This is a genomic window from Comamonas serinivorans (assembly GCF_002158865.1).
GTDB lineage: Bacteria > Pseudomonadota > Gammaproteobacteria > Burkholderiales > Burkholderiaceae_C > Comamonas_E > Comamonas_E serinivorans.
Genome location: NZ_CP021455.1, coordinates 575,113 through 590,611 on the forward strand (window position 1 = coordinate 575,113; position 15,499 = coordinate 590,611).

The 15,499-nt window shown below is 67.9% G+C and carries 13 protein-coding genes and 1 tRNA gene; 5 read left to right on the forward strand and 9 right to left on the reverse strand.

Going from position 1 to position 15,499, the window contains the following annotated elements; genetic code table 11:
• The first annotated feature begins 175 nt into the window (after nucleotides 1-175).
• From modA to CCO03_RS02460, 3 genes are read left to right on the forward strand one after another with little or no spacing between them, the layout of a single operon-like run.
• Nucleotides 176-949, forward strand: a complete 774-nt coding sequence (gene modA, locus CCO03_RS02450) for a molybdate ABC transporter substrate-binding protein (RefSeq protein ID WP_087276805.1) — start codon at nucleotides 176-178, stop codon at nucleotides 947-949.
• Nucleotides 950-986: 37 nt separating this feature from the next.
• Complete coding sequence (gene modB / locus CCO03_RS02455; protein ID WP_236904003.1) at nucleotides 987-1,673, forward strand: molybdate ABC transporter permease subunit; 687 nt, start codon at nucleotides 987-989, stop codon at nucleotides 1,671-1,673.
• A complete protein-coding gene (locus CCO03_RS02460; protein WP_205690351.1) occupies nucleotides 1,670-2,371 on the forward strand; it encodes an ABC transporter ATP-binding protein in 702 nt (233 codons plus the stop codon). The genes modB and CCO03_RS02460 overlap by 4 nt, the downstream gene beginning before the upstream one ends.
• Nucleotides 2,372-2,393: 22 nt before the next feature.
• Here the strand turns inward: CCO03_RS02460 and mobA are convergent, their stop codons facing one another.
• The 9 genes from mobA to CCO03_RS20625 form a co-directional block, all read right to left on the reverse strand.
• Entirely contained in the window at nucleotides 2,394-3,464 is a 1,071-nt protein-coding gene (mobA, locus tag CCO03_RS02465; RefSeq protein ID WP_205690352.1) for a molybdenum cofactor guanylyltransferase MobA, read from the reverse strand.
• 3 nt (nucleotides 3,465-3,467) lie between these two features.
• On the reverse strand, nucleotides 3,468-3,722 hold the full coding sequence (locus tag CCO03_RS02470; RefSeq protein WP_087276808.1) for a MoaD/ThiS family protein: 255 nt from the start codon (nucleotides 3,720-3,722) through the stop codon (nucleotides 3,468-3,470).
• A 508-nt stretch (nucleotides 3,723-4,230) separates the two neighbouring features.
• A complete protein-coding gene (locus tag CCO03_RS02475) occupies nucleotides 4,231-5,397 on the reverse strand; it encodes a YncE family protein (RefSeq protein ID WP_157667453.1) in 1,167 nt (388 codons plus the stop codon).
• A gap of 146 nt (nucleotides 5,398-5,543) precedes the next feature.
• Nucleotides 5,544-7,412 carry a nitric oxide reductase activation protein NorD gene (locus tag CCO03_RS02480; protein WP_087276811.1) on the reverse strand — a complete coding sequence of 623 codons (1,869 nt, stop codon included), beginning with the start codon at nucleotides 7,410-7,412 and terminating at the stop codon, nucleotides 5,544-5,546.
• On the reverse strand, nucleotides 7,409-8,209 hold the full coding sequence (locus tag CCO03_RS02485) for a CbbQ/NirQ/NorQ/GpvN family protein (protein WP_087276814.1): 801 nt from the start codon (nucleotides 8,207-8,209) through the stop codon (nucleotides 7,409-7,411). Before CCO03_RS02485 ends, CCO03_RS02480 begins: the two co-directional genes overlap by 4 nt.
• A gap of 177 nt (nucleotides 8,210-8,386) precedes the next feature.
• Nucleotides 8,387-9,286: an NAD(P)/FAD-dependent oxidoreductase gene (locus tag CCO03_RS02490; RefSeq protein ID WP_087276817.1), complete on the reverse strand. Its 900-nt coding sequence runs from the start codon at nucleotides 9,284-9,286 to the stop codon at nucleotides 8,387-8,389.
• The gene (locus CCO03_RS02495; RefSeq protein ID WP_087276820.1) at nucleotides 9,283-9,732 is read right to left on the reverse strand and encodes an RrF2 family transcriptional regulator; all 450 of its coding nucleotides are present in this window, start codon (nucleotides 9,730-9,732) and stop codon (nucleotides 9,283-9,285) included. The genes CCO03_RS02490 and CCO03_RS02495 overlap by 4 nt, the downstream gene beginning before the upstream one ends.
• A gap of 342 nt (nucleotides 9,733-10,074) precedes the next feature.
• Nucleotides 10,075-10,150 (reverse strand) — tRNA-Arg (locus CCO03_RS02505).
• Between the two features lie 14 nt (nucleotides 10,151-10,164).
• Entirely contained in the window at nucleotides 10,165-10,791 is a 627-nt protein-coding gene (locus CCO03_RS20625; protein WP_087276826.1) for a TetR family transcriptional regulator, read from the reverse strand.
• A gap of 274 nt (nucleotides 10,792-11,065) precedes the next feature.
• Here CCO03_RS20625 and CCO03_RS02515 point away from each other — a divergent pair, with 274 nt between their 5' ends.
• Nucleotides 11,066-12,298: an efflux RND transporter periplasmic adaptor subunit gene (locus tag CCO03_RS02515; RefSeq protein ID WP_087276829.1), complete on the forward strand. Its 1,233-nt coding sequence runs from the start codon at nucleotides 11,066-11,068 to the stop codon at nucleotides 12,296-12,298.
• Nucleotides 12,299-12,307: 9 nt separating this feature from the next.
• Complete coding sequence (locus tag CCO03_RS02520) at nucleotides 12,308-15,499, forward strand: efflux RND transporter permease subunit (protein ID WP_087276832.1); 3,192 nt, start codon at nucleotides 12,308-12,310, stop codon at nucleotides 15,497-15,499.

The following is a 15,499-nucleotide window of genomic DNA, read 5'->3' on the forward strand; positions in this document are numbered from 1 at the left end:
GCCATGGGGTGGGTAGGGGATTGTGACGCGGCCGGGCCAGCCTTCGGCAAGGCCAACTCTGGCAAGCGCAACCAGGGCACCGGGCCCAGAGGCAGGCACGAAGCCGACTACACTTTTTGGCCGGGCGGCAGGCGTTGTGCAACCGGTGCACAGGCGCCAGCCCGAAGGACTGCACATGAACCTCATCCCTTGGAGCCGACGGGGCTTGGCGGTTGCCGCATTGACCCTGTTCGCGGCCATGACCGCCGGCGCGCAGGCGCAGATCCTCACCGTGTCGGCCGCCGTCAGCCTGTCCGAGTCCTTCAAAGACCTGGCCAAGGTGTTCGAGGCCCAGAACCCGGGCGCCACCGTGCAGCTGAACTTCGGCGGCTCCGGGGCGCTGCTGCAGCAAATCCTCCGCGGCGCGCCCGTCGACGTGCTGGCAACGGCCGACGAGGCGACCATGGACCGCGCGCAACAGCACCAGGTGGTGCGCGCCGCGGATCGCCACGTGTTTGCGCAGAACAGCCTGGTGGCCATCGTGCCCGTTGGTGCGCGTTCTGCCGTGTCCAGCCTGGCGGATCTGCGGACGATGCAGCGCGTGGCCCTGGGCAACCCCGACAGCGTGCCGGCCGGGCGCTACGCGAGCGAGGCCGTGGCGCGGGCCGGGCTGGGTGACGTGCTCCTGGAGCGGCGCATCCTGGCGCAGAACGTGCGCCAGGTGTTGGACTACGTGGCCCGCGACGAGGTCGATCTGGGCTTCGTCTATGGCACCGATGCCGCCCTCATGCCCGACAAGGTGAAGGTGGCGTTCACGGTGGCCCTGCCCACGCCGGTGCGCTATCCGATTGCCGTGGTGCAGGCCAGCCCCGAGGCGCGGGTGGCTCAGCGCTTTGTCGACCTGGTGCTGTCGCCCCGCGGGCAGGCGCTGCTCGCGCGCCACGGCTTGCGGCCTGCGGCACCCCGATGAATCCTGCCTGGCAAGGCCCGTTCAGGGGAGCCCGGTGGTGAACGCCTGGGACGGGGTGTGGGTGCCCCTGATCCTGTCGCTCAAGGTGGCGTGCTGTGCGCTGGTGATCAGCGGCGTGACGGGCGTGATGCTGGGCTTTGCGCTGGCCCGCACCCGGCATTGGCTGGGCCATGTGCTCGACAGCCTGTGCACCCTGCCCATGGTACTGCCACCCACAGTATTGGGCTATTACCTACTGGTGGTGTTCGGCAGCAAGGGGATACTCGGTCAATGGTTGCAAGACGTGTGGGGCCTGAGCCTGGTGTTCAGCTGGCAGGGCGCCGTGCTGGCGGCGGCCGTCGTCAGCTTTCCCCTGGTGTTCAAGCCCGCGCGTGCCGCCTTCGAAGCGGTGGATGCGCGCCTGGAGCAGGCCGGCCGCGTGCTGGGCGTGGGCGAGCTGGGCATAGCCCTGCGCATCAGCCTGCCCCTCGCCTGGCGGGGCATCCTGGCCGGGCTGGTGCTGGGGTTCGTGCGGGCGCTCGGTGAGTTTGGCGCCACGCTCATGCTGGCGGGCAGCATTCCGGGCAAGACGCAGACCCTGTCGATCGCGATTTACGAGGCGGTGCAGGCCGGCCGCGATGGCCAGGCCCATGTGCTGGCGCTGGTCATCTCGGGCGTCTGCCTGGTGCTGCTGTGGTTCTCCACCTGGCTGTCTGCCGACCACCGCCGGAGGACCGGCACATGAGCGTGGCCTCGCCTGATGCGCTGTGGTGCGACCTCGACATCCGCAAGCGCTGGCAGTGGGCTGGGCGCGTGTTCGAGCTCGATGTGCAGTGGCAGACGGCCCATCGCCGCGTGCTGCTGATGGGCTCGTCCGGCATTGGCAAAACCATGGTGCTGCGGGCCATTGCAGGCCTGTTGGCGCCCGACGCGGGGCGCATCGCCATCGATGGGCAGGTGTACTTTGACCCCGCCCTGGGGGTGAACCTGCCGATCCGGCAGCGCAAGGCGGGCTACCTGTTCCAGGACCTGGCGCTGTTTCCCCATCTATCGGTGCTGGACAACGTGCTGTTCGGGCTGCGGCCGGGCCTGTGGTGGCGGCCGACGCGTGCCCACCGCGAGCTGGCCCTGCAGTGGCTGGATCGCCTGCAGGTGGCGCACCTCGCCCGCCATCGGCCTCACATGCTGTCCGGGGGCCAGCAGCAGCGTGTGGCCCTGGCTCGGCTGGCCGTGCTGCAGCCGCGCGTGCTGTTGCTGGACGAGCCTTTGTCGGCGCTCGACACGCCGTTGCGCCAGCACCTGCGCACCGAGATCCTGGCACTGGCCAGCGGGCTGAACGTGCCCTTGCTCATGATCTCGCACGACGCCCAGGACGAAGCGGCCTTCGATGCCCAGGTGGTGCGGCTGGCGACGCTGAACGGCAAGACCCGGGTGCAGGCCTGAGTGCCTGCGGCCTTGCGGGCGCTCATGGGGCGCGAAGGGCTTGGTCGGCCGCCTGCAGTGCCGCCAGGTCGTTGCAGTTGGCCAAGACGTCGGCATCGTCGAACAGCACGGCGCTGCTGCCCAGCGATGCCAGCCAGTGGCGCAGGCTGCGCGTGGCGGGCGACTGCAAGGCCCGCGGCAGCGACCAGGCCGCCAGCGGGCGGAACAGCGCAATGCCGGCGTGCTGGCCATCGGACGTGGTGGCCACCACGGCGGCGTGGCCCTCGGCTGCGAACAGCACCTGGGCCAGGCGGTGCACCAGGTCCGCGGGCAGAAACGGCGTGTCGCAAGGCACCGTCAGGATGGCATCCAGGTGGGCCGGGACATGCGGCAGGGCGCTGGCGATGCCGGCCAGCGGGCCCAGGCCGTGCCAGGGCGCTTCGTCGGGCACGACGGGGTGGCCCAGGGCGCGGTAGGCGGGCAGGTCCCGGTTGGCGCTGATCACCACCGCGTCGACCTGGGGCTGGATGGCCGCCAGCACGTGCTGGATCAAGGGCTGGCCCGCCAGGGGCTGCAGGCCTTTGTTGACGACGCCCATGCGCCGGCCGCGGCCGCCCGCCAGGATCACCGCGCCGATGCGGAGGTGGTCCAGGCGCAGCGGCGATGGCGCATCAGCGGCCCAGCGCTGCTGCGCCTGCTGGTCGCTGTCCCGGGGCTGGACCCAGGTGGCGCGGCCATCGACGAAGCCCTCCTGCTTCCAGAACGGGGCCTGCGTCTTGAGGTAATCCATGATGTAGGCGTTGGCCTCGTAGGCCGCGCGGCGGTGGGCGCTGGCCGTCTCCACGCGCACGACCTCCTCGCCCACCGCGATCCGGCCCACCCGGTGGATGACCACCACCCCGTGCAGGGCCCAGCGGTTGCACGCCTGGTTCACGATGCGCTCGATCTCCTGCTCGGTCACCCCGGGAAAATGCTCCAGCACCAGGTGGCTCAGGCTGTGGTCGGTGTTGGTGCGGGCGATGCCACTGAAGCGCACGCAGGCGCCGCTGAGTCCCGCCGCATCGACCGCCGGGCTGTGGTCGATGCGCTCGGTCTGAACGCGAATGCAGCGCATGGCTCAGCCCCCGGTGACCGGAGGGACCAGCCCCACTTCATCGCCCGGCCGGATCGGGGCGGCGGTGTGCAGCAACTGGCGGTTGAGGGCCAGGCGCAAGGCGCGCGGGTGCAGGGCCGCCGCCCATTCAGGGCCGCGTGCGCGCAGCAGCTGGAGCAGGTCGTCGGTGTCGCCGGCCGTCCACGGCAGGGCTTCGCTGCCGGATGGCACCAGGGTCTTGAGGGGGCCGAAAAAGAGGACGGTGATGGTGTCGGACATGGGGCGCTGCCGCCCGCGTCAAGCGCGGCGCCAGGGGGCAGGCCAACGGTGCGGGCGGGCGAAGTCCAGTGTAGCAAGCCCGGTCCGGCGGGACGGCGCGCAGCGCAGGAGACCAGGTGCCGCGTGCAGCACTGCCACAAGATGATGGCGCGGTGATGGGCCAGCGCCTTGGCACGCCGCGCGACGGGCGTCATCGTGTGCGTCAGGCGGGTGATGGCTGTGGGCAGTATGGCGTCATTGCCGTTCATCATGAATCGGGAGTGGCTGCATACTCCATTCTCAAAATTTGAGCGACTCCCGCGTGGAGCGCAAGGCCCAGGCGCTGACGCGTCGGCGTCCCCACGCCGAGCACGGCGGCCGAGGTGACGACGTCAGGCGCTGCAGGTTTGGGCGGCACGCTGATTCGGCGCGGGGCGCGCGTCGCCGCAGTCCAGGGTGGCCCGGATCTACGGGTCACTGGCCACGGGCCGGCCGCGCATGGCGCCCGGCCCGTTGCCCGAAGCGGGGCTCAGAACGCGATGCGCGCGACGCTTTCCGCACTGCCCTTGGGATCCTTCTCGCCGTTCTTGACGCTGACGTAGAGCACGTTGCGCTGCGTGTCGAGGGCCAGGCTGTTGGGGTGGCTGGGCAAGGGGATGGTCTGCAGCAAGGCCTGGCTGCGGCTGTCGTACACCGTCACGTTGCCGGCGGCGCGGTTGGTCACATACAGGCGCTGACGCGGTGCGTCGAGCAGCACGCCCATGGGGCCAGCGTCGGTGGCGATGCTGCCCAGCGGCTTGCCGGTCTGGGCGTCGAACACGGCGACGCGGTTGCCCGGGTGCTTGGAGGCGAAGCCCGGGATGCTCTTGGCCTGGTAGTTGCGGATGTTGTCGGCGCCCTGGTCGGTGACGAACAGGCGCTGCGAGGCCGGATCGAAGGCGATGTTCAGCGGCTGCTCGGCGTCGGTCTTCACGCGCTGGGCGATCTCGAGGGTGCGCGTGTTGATGGTGATCAGCTCGCCCAGCAGGTTGGTCACGAACAGGCGTTGGCCGGCGGCATCGAAGGCGAAGCCGGGCGCCTTGGCGTTGCCTAGGCCGGGCAGCACCTTGTCGACCTTGAGGGTCTCGGTGTTGACCACGTAGAGCACGCTGCCGTTCTCGCCGCCATGGCCGGTCAGGAACAGGCGCTTGTTGGCTGGGTCGACCGCCAGCTCGCGCAGGTCACGGGCGTAGCGCGCCACGTCCTTGCCGTCCTTGTCCTTGGACTGGACCTTCTCTTCCAGTTGCACCACGCCGACCACGCGGTTGCCCACGATGTCGACCACGGTCACCGACAGGTCGACCGTGTTGCCCACGTAGAGGCGGCCGGCGGCATCGTCCAGCGTGACGCCGAATGCCTTGCGCTCCAGCGCGATCTCGCCTTCCACGGCCAGCGTCTGCGGGTTCAGGCGCAGCACCTTGGCCCCATCGGCATCGGCCCCGAAGCCGCCGGACGACGCCACGAACACCGCGTTCTGACGGGGGCTGTAGGCCAGCTCATACAAGCCCTTGGCCAGGGCCTGGCGAGACACCTGCTGCGCGGGCTGACTGGCTGCTGCCTTGGATCCGGCATTGGCAGAGGTGCCCGGCTGGGCGCAGCCGGTGAGGGCCACCACCACGGCGACGGCAACGAGAGAAGACGGCTTGAGCAAGTTCATGCGAGGTTCCTGGGGGACAGACAAAGACAGCAGCGTGCAACCGCTGGCGGCGGTCCAACGACCGCGGGCCAGGGGGCCGCAGGGCGGCATCATATACGGATGAGAATTGTTCTTATTCAATGCTCAAGCGTCTGACCCCGACGGCGTCAGCGGACGCGCAGCAGCCGGGCCAGGTTCAGCAGTTCGCGGGGCAGGGCCTCCACGTCGCGGACCACGCGGTAGCTGTCGGGCTTGCACATGCGACGCAAATAGTCGTGGGCCGCACTGTCCACCGAGAGGTGGAAGGTGGCGATGCCGCCATGCTCGGCCTCGCGCAGGGCTTTGGCCGTGTCGGCCACGCCGTGGCTGGGGTCGTCGCGCCGCGGGCCGTAGTCGCGGTCCTGGGGGTAACCATCCGACAGCACCAGCAGCAGCTTGCGCCGCGTGGGTTCGCGGCTCAGGCGCAGGGCCGCGTGCCGCACGGCCGCCCCCATGCGCGTGGCGCCCCGCGGTGCGGCGGCCGCCAACGAAGCGGCCTGGGTGGCGGACCAGTCGGCCTCGAACGCCTTGATCTCCAGGAAATCGACCTGCTCGCGGCCGTCGCCGTTGAAGCCGAACACCGCAAAGCGGTGCCCCAGGCCCTGCAGGGCGTCGCACAGCAGGGCGACCGCGTCCTTGACCACGTCGATCACGCGGCGCGGCGCCTCGGTCGGGATCGGGGCGGGTGCGGCCACGCCCCACAGAGGTCCGGCGTCCAGGTCGGGCTCGGGGGCGGCTTCGGCGCTGCGCAGGACGAAGTTCATGCTGCCGCTCAGGTCCAGCAGCAGGGCCACGCTGACCTCGCGCCGCTGGCGGGCCTGGCTTTGGTAGACCCGGCCTTCGGGGCAGGTGCCGTGCCGGCGCTGCAGCCATTCGTCGAGGGCACTGTCGACGTCGATCTGCTCGCCCTCGGGGCGCCGTCGCTCGCGCAGCCAGGCATCGGCTTCGATGCCCTGGAAGCGGCGCCGGATCTGGCGGGCCAGGGCCGCATGCCGCTGGCGCACGCCGGTCAGGTACTGCAGGTCGTCTCCCACCACCGGCTGGGCGTGCACGGCGGCCCAGGCACGGCGATAGTGGCCCTGCTCGGCGTCCCATTCGTCGTGCCAGGTCACGTCGGCAAGCCGGGGCGCTCGGGGTCGGCTGGCTTGCAGCGGCGTGTCGTCATGCGTGGCGGCGGTGTCCGCCTCGGCCGCGTCCGCGCCGCCCGGCGGCACGGGTTGCGGGGGCGTGCCGTCGACGGGACCTTTGGCAAGGTGGTCGCCATCGCCGTCACCTGTGTCGGCCGGCGAGTGGCTTGCGGGCGCTGCGTGGTCCGCGGCATGGGCGTGGGCTCGCGCGGCGCCGGCCTGCGGGGACTGCAGGCCCGGGCTGGACGAGGCCGGCGCCTCGGCGTCGGTCGCGCTGCCGGGGCTGGCGCGGCCGGGCCGGGCCAGCAGCTGGTGGTGCAGCTGCAGCGTCAGGCGAAGGGCCGCTTCGGCATCGGGCAGCGGCGGCAGGGCTGGGAGGTCCAGGTGCGCCAGATGGGCGGGTTTGGGCGCGGGATCCAGGGGCAGGTCACGCCGTGCGCCTGCCCATCGCCGGGCCAGCGCCGCGTCCACGCGCTGGCCGTCCAGCCAGAGGAAGCTGCGCCGCAGCAGCACCGCTCGGGGCCAGCTGTTCAGGCACTCCGCCACGCCCAGCACCGGATCGCCGTCGCGCAGCCCGGGGCCCAGCAGGCCACGCGGGGCCGTGCGTTCGATGCGCAGCGACCACCGGCCCTCGGGCGCGTGATCGAGTGCGGCGCGCGCCACCTGCAGGCGATGCACGCGGTGCGCGGTGTCGGGCGCCAGCGTCAGCTGAAGGGCGCTGCCCAGCGGGCCGCGCCAGCGGCCTGCCGCCTGCGTGTCCCAGGCGATCGCCAGGCCGGGCGCACCGAGCGCCTGGGCCAGCCACACCAGCCGTGCCGTGTCCCCGTACGCCGGGAGCGGTGTCGGGCCAACGGGCGGGCGCGGGGTCATGGGAAGACCAGGTCCACCACGTCCAGGGCCGCTGCCCCTGCATCGGGCTCGTCGCCGAACACGCCCGCCAGCACCACCGCGCAGGCGCGCCGTGGCGGGATGCCGCGACGCATCAGCTGCCCGGCGTGCACCAGCGCCCGCGTGCTGACGTGGTCGCCCAGGCCGCCGTCCTGCATGGCGCGCAGGCGCTCACCCACCTGGGCCAGGGCCTGCGCCCAGGCCGGTTCGATGCCGGCTTCGTGGGCCACGATGGCCGCCTCCTGGGCGGGCGGCGGGTAGCCGAACGTGATCTCGACAAACCGCTGCCGGGTCGAGGGCTTGAGGGCCTTGAACGCGGCCTGGTAGCCGGGGTTGGTCGACGCCACGAGCAGAAAGTCCGGGTGCGCCTGCAGCAGCTCGCCCGTCTTCTCGATCGGCAGCAGTCGGCGGTGGTCGGTGAGCGAGTGCACGACGACCGTGGTGTCGCGCCGCGCCTCGGCCAGCTCGTCGAGGTAGCAGATGGCACCGCCGCGCGCCGCACGCGTCAGGGGGCCGTCGGTCCAGACGGTTTGCTCGTTCAGCAGCAGGTGCCGCCCCACCAGGTCATTGGCCGTCAGGTCGTCGTGGCAGGCGACGGTGACCAGCGCCACGCCCGGACCGGGATGGTGGCGGGGTTGCACCCGGGCCGCCATGTGCTCGATGAAGCGGGTCTTGCCGCAACCGGTGGGCCCCTGCAGCAGCACGGGCAGGCGTTCGGACCAGGCGGCTTCGAACAGGTCCATTTCGTCGCCAATGGGGTGGTACCAGGGAAGGCTCATGGTGTATCCATCGTCCGTCGTTGGTGGAGAAACGAGAAAACGATGTTACTGGGCAACTTCCTGTGCGGTGTGGCGAGCGCGGTCAGGGAGGCGACAGGTGGGTGATGGGCGCGCAGAGCGCGTCGGCAGGCGGTCGGGCGCATGGCCGCGGCCTGCGCTCACGGCGCCAGCCCGGGCTCAGGCTGGCCGCAGGCTTTCGGGCCACACCAGGGACCGATGCACCTGGGCGCCCGCCATGGCCCCGTGGCCCACGGCCAGCGACACCGAATGCGGGGCGCGTGCCACGTCCCCGCAGGCAAACACGCCGGGGACCGATGTTTTGTGCTCGGCATCGATCCGCACCTGCACGCCCATCGGCGAGTCCTCCAACGCGCAGCCCAGGGTGGCGGCAACCGGGCTGGCCGGCGAGGTGCGTGTTGCCGTGAACAGGCCGGCAAAGTACAGCCGGCGTCCATCGACCAGAACCACATCGGCGTGGCCATCGAGTTGCGCGATGAGGGTTTCTTCGAGCGTGACCCCACGCTGGGTCAGGTCGGCGCGCACGTCGGGCGTCAGCTCGCAGGCGCCGTTGGTGAACAGCGTCACCTCGCCCCAGTCGGTGAGGAGCGCCGCCTGATGGAGGGACAGCGGGCCGCTGCCGATGATGCCGATGCGGCCCTGGTTCAACTCGTAGCCATGGCAGTACGGGCAATGGAACACGGATGTGCCCCAGCGCTGGGCCAGGCCGGGGACGTCCGGCAGCTGATCGGTCACCCCCGTGGCGAGCAGGATGCGGCGCCCCTGTCGAGCGCCGCTGTCCGTGGTCACGCAGAACGCGTCCACCTCGCCGGTGATGGCCGTGGCCTGACCCTCCAGCCAGGTCAGCGTGGGGTAGGCCTCGAGCTGGCGACGCGCCAACTGCGCAATCTCGCCGGGCGGCACGCCATCCTGGCTCAGGAAGCCGTGTGCGTGGGCGGCGAAGCGATTGCGCCGCTCGCCGGCGTCGATCACCAGCACCGATCGGCGGGCTCGCACCAGTTGCAAGGTGGCGGCCATGCCGGCATAGCTGCCGCCCATGACGATGACGTCGTAGATCATGTTCGTGTCCGGGGGGGTTGGGCCGCCGCATGCCGGCGCGCAAAGTCAGCGGCCAGGTCGGCCAGGGTGATGGCTGAAAACCGCTGGATCAGCAAGGCCTCAGCCTCGGCCAAGGTGCCTGCCAACGCGGCGTTCACCGACTGCTCCACGAGGCAATCGGGTGATTCGTGGTGGTTGCCGATGGCGAACAGGGCGGGCTCGCCGAGGGCCTCGTGCAGTTGGCGCAGGGACACCATCGCCAGATCGGCACGGATGCGCCAACCCCCGGCATGCCCCCGATCCGAGGTGACGATGCCGGCGTTGCGCAGGTAGCCCATGGTGCGCCGAACGACGACCGGGTTGGTGCCCAGGCAGTGAGCCAAGGCTTCGGAGGTGATCGAGCCCTCGCGCTCGGCCATGTGCAGCAGCGCATGCAGGGCGGACGACAAACGGCTGTCTCTTTTCATGCAACTTATGTTGTTGCATGAAAAGAGACTTGTCAAGCGGCAGGATTAAGATTCGCCCGCCGGGTCAGCCCGGTGCCGGCAAGGCGTCTCGCCCGTTCAGCCCTGTTTGGCCGCGGAGTGGCCATGCAGGCGCCCTGCCAGAAAGCCAGCGGCGCCTGCAACACCATCACGTTGCCCTGCAGGATGCCCACGTTCCAGGCCGCGTGGCCGAAGCCCATGGCGCACCCAATCTGCAAAAAACGCCCCCTTGACCGATCACTGTCAAGTGGGCTGGGCGGTGGGGCAAAAAAAGAGCAGCCACCTTTCGGTCAGCTGCTCTGATGTGCAAGTTGCGGAATTGGTTGGCGCGGCTGGCGGGGATCGAACCCACGACCCTTGGCTTCGGAGGCCAATACTCTATCCACTGAGCTACAGCCGCATGTCAAGCGCGCATTATCGCTGATTCAGAACTGCCCCCAGGCCAGCGCCGCGCAGGAAGGCGTCCAGGCAGCAGCGGCTGGTTTCCTGCAGGTCAAACGTGGGGGTCAGCAGCCACTGGTACATCAGGCCAAACACCAGGCTGTGAAAGCCGTTGGCGATCTGCTCGGGCGTGGCATTCAGCGGATGAGCGCCGCACTGCGCCCACTCTCGCACGGCGTGCGCGATGCGCTGGATGTGGCGCTGGGAAGCCCACTCATGCCGTTCGCGAATCTGCAGGTGTTCAGGCACCAGTTCCACCATCATCATGGCCACGGTCAACACGCGCTGAAGCTGGGGGTCGTGGCTGAGTTGGTCCATGGTGAGCAGGGCATGATCGCGCATGGCCTGGATGGCGTCGGGTGAGCACATCATGGATTCGACCGCGGCCTCGAAGGGCAGGGTGATGCGATCCATCATGGCGTTGAAGAGATCGCCCTTGTCCTTGAAATGCCAATAGATGGCGCCGCGCGTGGTGCCGGCTGCTTGGGCGATTTGAGCCAGCGAAGTGCCGGAGACCCCTTGCTTCAGGAACAGGTGTTCCGCTGCATCGAGCAGCTTTGTCCGGGTCTCCTGTGCTTCTTCTTTTGTTCGCCGAGCCATCACCTAGCCTTTTGTCAGTCCGTAGCGCGTGAGCTCATACCAAGGCCTCGCTTCGCACGTATATTGATCGATTCATCGTGTCGGCAAACCCGCACGTTCGCGTAGGGATTTTAATACATACATTCTAGGATGTATGTAGAATGCCCGCTTCACTCGATTGACGTTGTTCCTCGACGCTGCAACTTCTCGGAAGAAGTGCGGCGTGTCTGTCGTTCCCCTTCAGGATGGGGCGACAGGTTGGGATTCACCTCTTCATTTGTGTCAGAGGAAACACATGACAAGACCAGATGCCTCGAATGTGCCTGTGGGCAAGCGTTCGCTTCAGTTGGCAATCCTGCCGTTGGCGCTTGCCATCGCCATGGGCCTGGCAGCTTGCGGACAAAAAGACGAAAAGCCACAAGGTCCGCCGCCGCCGCCCGAGGTGGGTGTGGTCACGGCCGAACCCACCACGGTGGGTTTGGTCAGCGACTTGCCCGGCCGCCTCGAATCTTCGCGCGTGGCGGAAGTCCGTGCGCGCGCCAGCGGCATCGTGCTCAAACGGGTGTTCCGTGAAGGCAGCGATGTGAAGGCTGGCCAGGTGCTGTACGAAATCGATCCCGCGCCCTACAAGGCTGCTCTGCAGAACGCCGAAGCCTCGCTGGCGCAGGCGCAGGCCACCTTGGCGCAGGCATCGTCGACTGCGGCGCGTTATCGCCCCTTGGTGCAGGCCAATGCCGTCAGCAAGCAGGAATACGACGTCGCCGTGGCCAACGAGAAGCAGGCGCGTGCGCAGGTGTCGGCAGGCAAGGCCGCCGTAGACACGGCCCGCATCAACCTGGGGTATGCCACGGTGACGGCGCCCATCTCGGGCCGCATTGGGCGCTCCCAGGTGACGGAAGGGGCGTTGGTGGGGCAGACCGATCAGACCCCGCTGGCAACCATCCAACAGGTCAACCCGCTGTACGTGAACCTCACGCAATCGGCCAGCGAGGTCTTGGCCTTGCGCAGCCAGTTGGCCGATGGGAAGCTGGCCAGCGCAGGGGCGGATGCGGCCAAGGTCAAGATCTTGGCCGAAGACGGCAAGCCTTACCCCCATGAAGGCAAGCTGCTGTTCTCCGACCTGACGGTGGACCCGGGGACGGGGCAGGTGAGCGTGCGCGCCGAGGTGGCCAACCCCGATGGCATGCTGTTGCCGGGCATGTATGTGCGGGTCCGCATCGAACAGGCCCAGATCGAGAACGCCATCCTGCTGCCGCAGCAGGCTGTCACGCGGGGTGCTCAGGACACCGTGATGATCATTGGCGACGACGGGTCGGTGACGCCTCGCACGGTCACCGTCAGTGGTCAAAAAGACGGGCAATGGATCGTGGTCGATGGCCTCAAGACCGGTGAAAAAGTCATGGTCGATGGCTTCATGAAGCTGCAAATGGGCACGAAGACGGTCAAGCCGGTGCCTTGGGCCAAGGGCGGTGGGGCGAATCCGGCGGCGTCGGGTGCCTCGGCCCCGGCCTCGGCGGCCAGCAAATAAAGGGCTCTCATGTCGAAGTTTTTCATCCACCGACCCATTTTTGCCTGGGTGATCGCGATCTTCGTGATCATCGCGGGCATCGTGTCGATCACGCAGCTACCGGTGGCGCAGTTCCCTTCGGTGGCGCCACCCACCATCAACGTGACGGCGACATACCCTGGCGCGACCTCGCAGGCCATGGATGAAACCGTCATCTCGCTCATCGAGCGGGAGATGAACGGTGCAGCCGGGTTGATGTACATGGAGTCCAAGTCGCCCGCAGGCGGCCAGGGCGAACTCACCATCACCTTCGAGCCCGGCACCAACCCGGACCTGGCTCAGGTGGACGTGCAAAACCGCCTCGCGCGCGTGTTGCCGCGGTTGCCCACGGTGGTGCAGGAGTTGGGCGTGCAAGTGGACAAGTCCATGAGCAACTTCCTGATGATCCTCACCTTCGAGACGCAATCGGAGCGGGTGACGCGCGATGACGTGGCGGACTACGTCAACCGCAACATCCTCCCCGAAGTCCAGCGCCTGGACGGTGTGGGCAAGGCCCAGCTGTTCGCCGCTGGGCGCGCGATGCGGGTCTGGGTCGACCCGGCCAAGCTGCAGGGCTATGGCATGTCGATCGCTTCGGTCAACGCTGCCATCCGTGCGCAGAACCAGCAAATTTCCGGGGGCGCCCTGGGCGATGTGCCCAGCATCCCGGGCACCGGGGTGACGGCCACCATCGTGGTGCCTGGCCAGCTCAGCACGCCCGAAGCGTTTGGCCAAGTGGTGCTGCGTGCGAATGCCGATGGTTCCACCGTGCGTCTCAAGGACGTTGCGCGCGTGGAACTGGGGACCGAAACCTACGCATTCAACTCGCGCTTGAATGGCAAGCCGGCGGTGGCGCTGGCGGTGATGCTGACCTCGACCGCCAATGCCATGGCAACGGCTGAACTCGTGCGCGATCGCATGGCCGAGCTGGAGCCGTTCCTGCCCGAGGGCGTGAAATGGGATGCCCCGTACGACACCTCCAAGTTCGTCAAGATCTCGATCGAGAAGGTGGTGCACACCCTGTTGGAAGCCATCGTGCTGGTGGTGATCGTGATGCTGCTGTTCTTGCAGAACCTGCGCTACACGCTGATTCCCACGTTGGTGGTGCCCATTGCCCTGCTTGGCACCTTTGCCGTCATGCTGGCGCTGGGCATGTCCATCAACATCCTGGCGATGTTCGCCATGGTCCTGGTGATCGGCATCGTGGTGGACGATGCCATCGTGGTGGTCGAGAACGTTGAGCGCATCATGGCCGAAGAAGGCCTGCCTCCCAAAGAGGCCACCATCAAGGCCATGGGCCAGATCTCGGGTGCCGTGGTGGGCATCACCGTGGTGCTGGTGTCGGTGTTCCTGCCGCTGGCCATGTTCTCGGGCGCAACCGGCAACATCTACCGCCAGTTCTCGTTGGTGATGGCGGTCTCGATCGCGTTCTCGGGCTTCTTCGCCCTGACGCTGACGCCGGCCCTGTGCGCCACGGTGCTCAAGCCCATTCCCAAGGGCCATGCCCACGACAAGAAGACCGGTCTGCTCGGCCCGTTCTACAACTGGTTCAACCGCAAGTTTGCTGCCGGCACCAAACGCTATGAAGGCGTGATGGTCAAGGTGATTCGCCGTTCGTTCCAGACCCTGGTGATTTACGCCTTGGTCATTGCCGGCGTGGTGTTCCTGTTCATGCGCATGCCCACGGGCTTCTTGCCCACAGAAGATCAGGGCTACGTCATCTCGCTGGTGCAGCTGCCACCCGGCGCAACCCAGGAGCGCACCAGCAACACCATGAAGGAAGTCGAAGACTACATGCTGGCGCAGCCTGAGGTGGCCAACATGGTCAGCATCATGGGCTTCAGCTTTGCGGGCACGGGACAGAACATGGGTCTGGCCTTCGTGATGTTCAAAGATTGGGCGGAACGGACGGCGCCGGGCTCGGATGCGCAGACGTTCTCGAACAAGGCCATTGGCGCCCTGATGAAGGTGCGCGACGGCTTCGTCTACACGCTGACGCCGCCGTCCATTCCCGAACTGGGCACCAGCAACGGTTTTTCGTTCCGCTTGCAGGACCGTGCCAGCAAGGGGCATGAAGCCCTGCTGGCGGCGCGCAATCAGCTGCTGGGCATGGCCATGCAAAGTCCCGTGCTGACCGACATCCGTCCTGACGGTGTGGAAGATGCGCCGCAATGGCAGATCGACATCAACCGTGACGCGGTGTACGCGCAGCAGGTCAACATGGGGGATCTTGCGACCACCCTGGCGACGGCGCTGGGTTCGTCCAATTCGAGCGATTTCCCCAACGACGGCTACATGCAGCGGGTCACCATCCAGGCCGATGCCAGCCGGCGCATGCAGCCCGAAGATGTGATGCGCCTGACGGTGCCCAACGCAAGCGGCCAGTTGGTCGAGCTGTCCACCATGGTCACGGCCAAGTGGATCACGGGGCCGATGCAGTTGACCCGCTACAACGGCTACCCGTCCATGAACATCACGGGCCAGGCCAAACCGGGCTACAGCTCGGGTGAAGCCATGGCCGAGATGGAACAGCTGGCGGCCAAGCTGCCCGAAGGTTTTGCCTTCGAATGGACGGGCCAGTCGCTGGATGAAAAGAAGGCGGGCTCCTCGGCCATGATCCTCTACGCCTTCTCGATCCTGGCGGTGTTCCTGTGCCTGGCGGCTTTGTACGAGAGCTGGAGCATCCCGCTGTCGGTGCTGCTGGTGTTGCCCCTGGGGGTGCTGGGCTCGCTGCTCGGCATGACCCTGCGCGGCATGCCCAACGACATCTACTTCCAGGTGGCTTTGATCACGGTGATTGGCTTGTCGGCCAAGAACGCCATCCTGATCGTGGAGTTTGCGAAGGACCTGCAAGCCGAGGGACACAGCATCGTGAAGTCGGCACTGACCGCCGCGCACCTGCGATTCCGTCCCATCCTCATGACATCCCTGGCCTTCATCCTGGGGGTGGTGCCGCTGTACATCGCGTCGGGGGCCAGTGCGGCCAGCCAGCGCGAGATCGGCACCGGGGTGTTCTGGGGCATGTTGATCGGCACCTTCCTCACGGTGTTCATGGTGCCGGTGTTCTTCGTGGTCGTGCGCAAGCTCTTTGCTGGCAAGTCCAGCACACAGACTGTGGACAACGATGACGACAATCTGGACGACAACCCACACAAAGGACCTTCGGAGGTCGCGATCCCATGA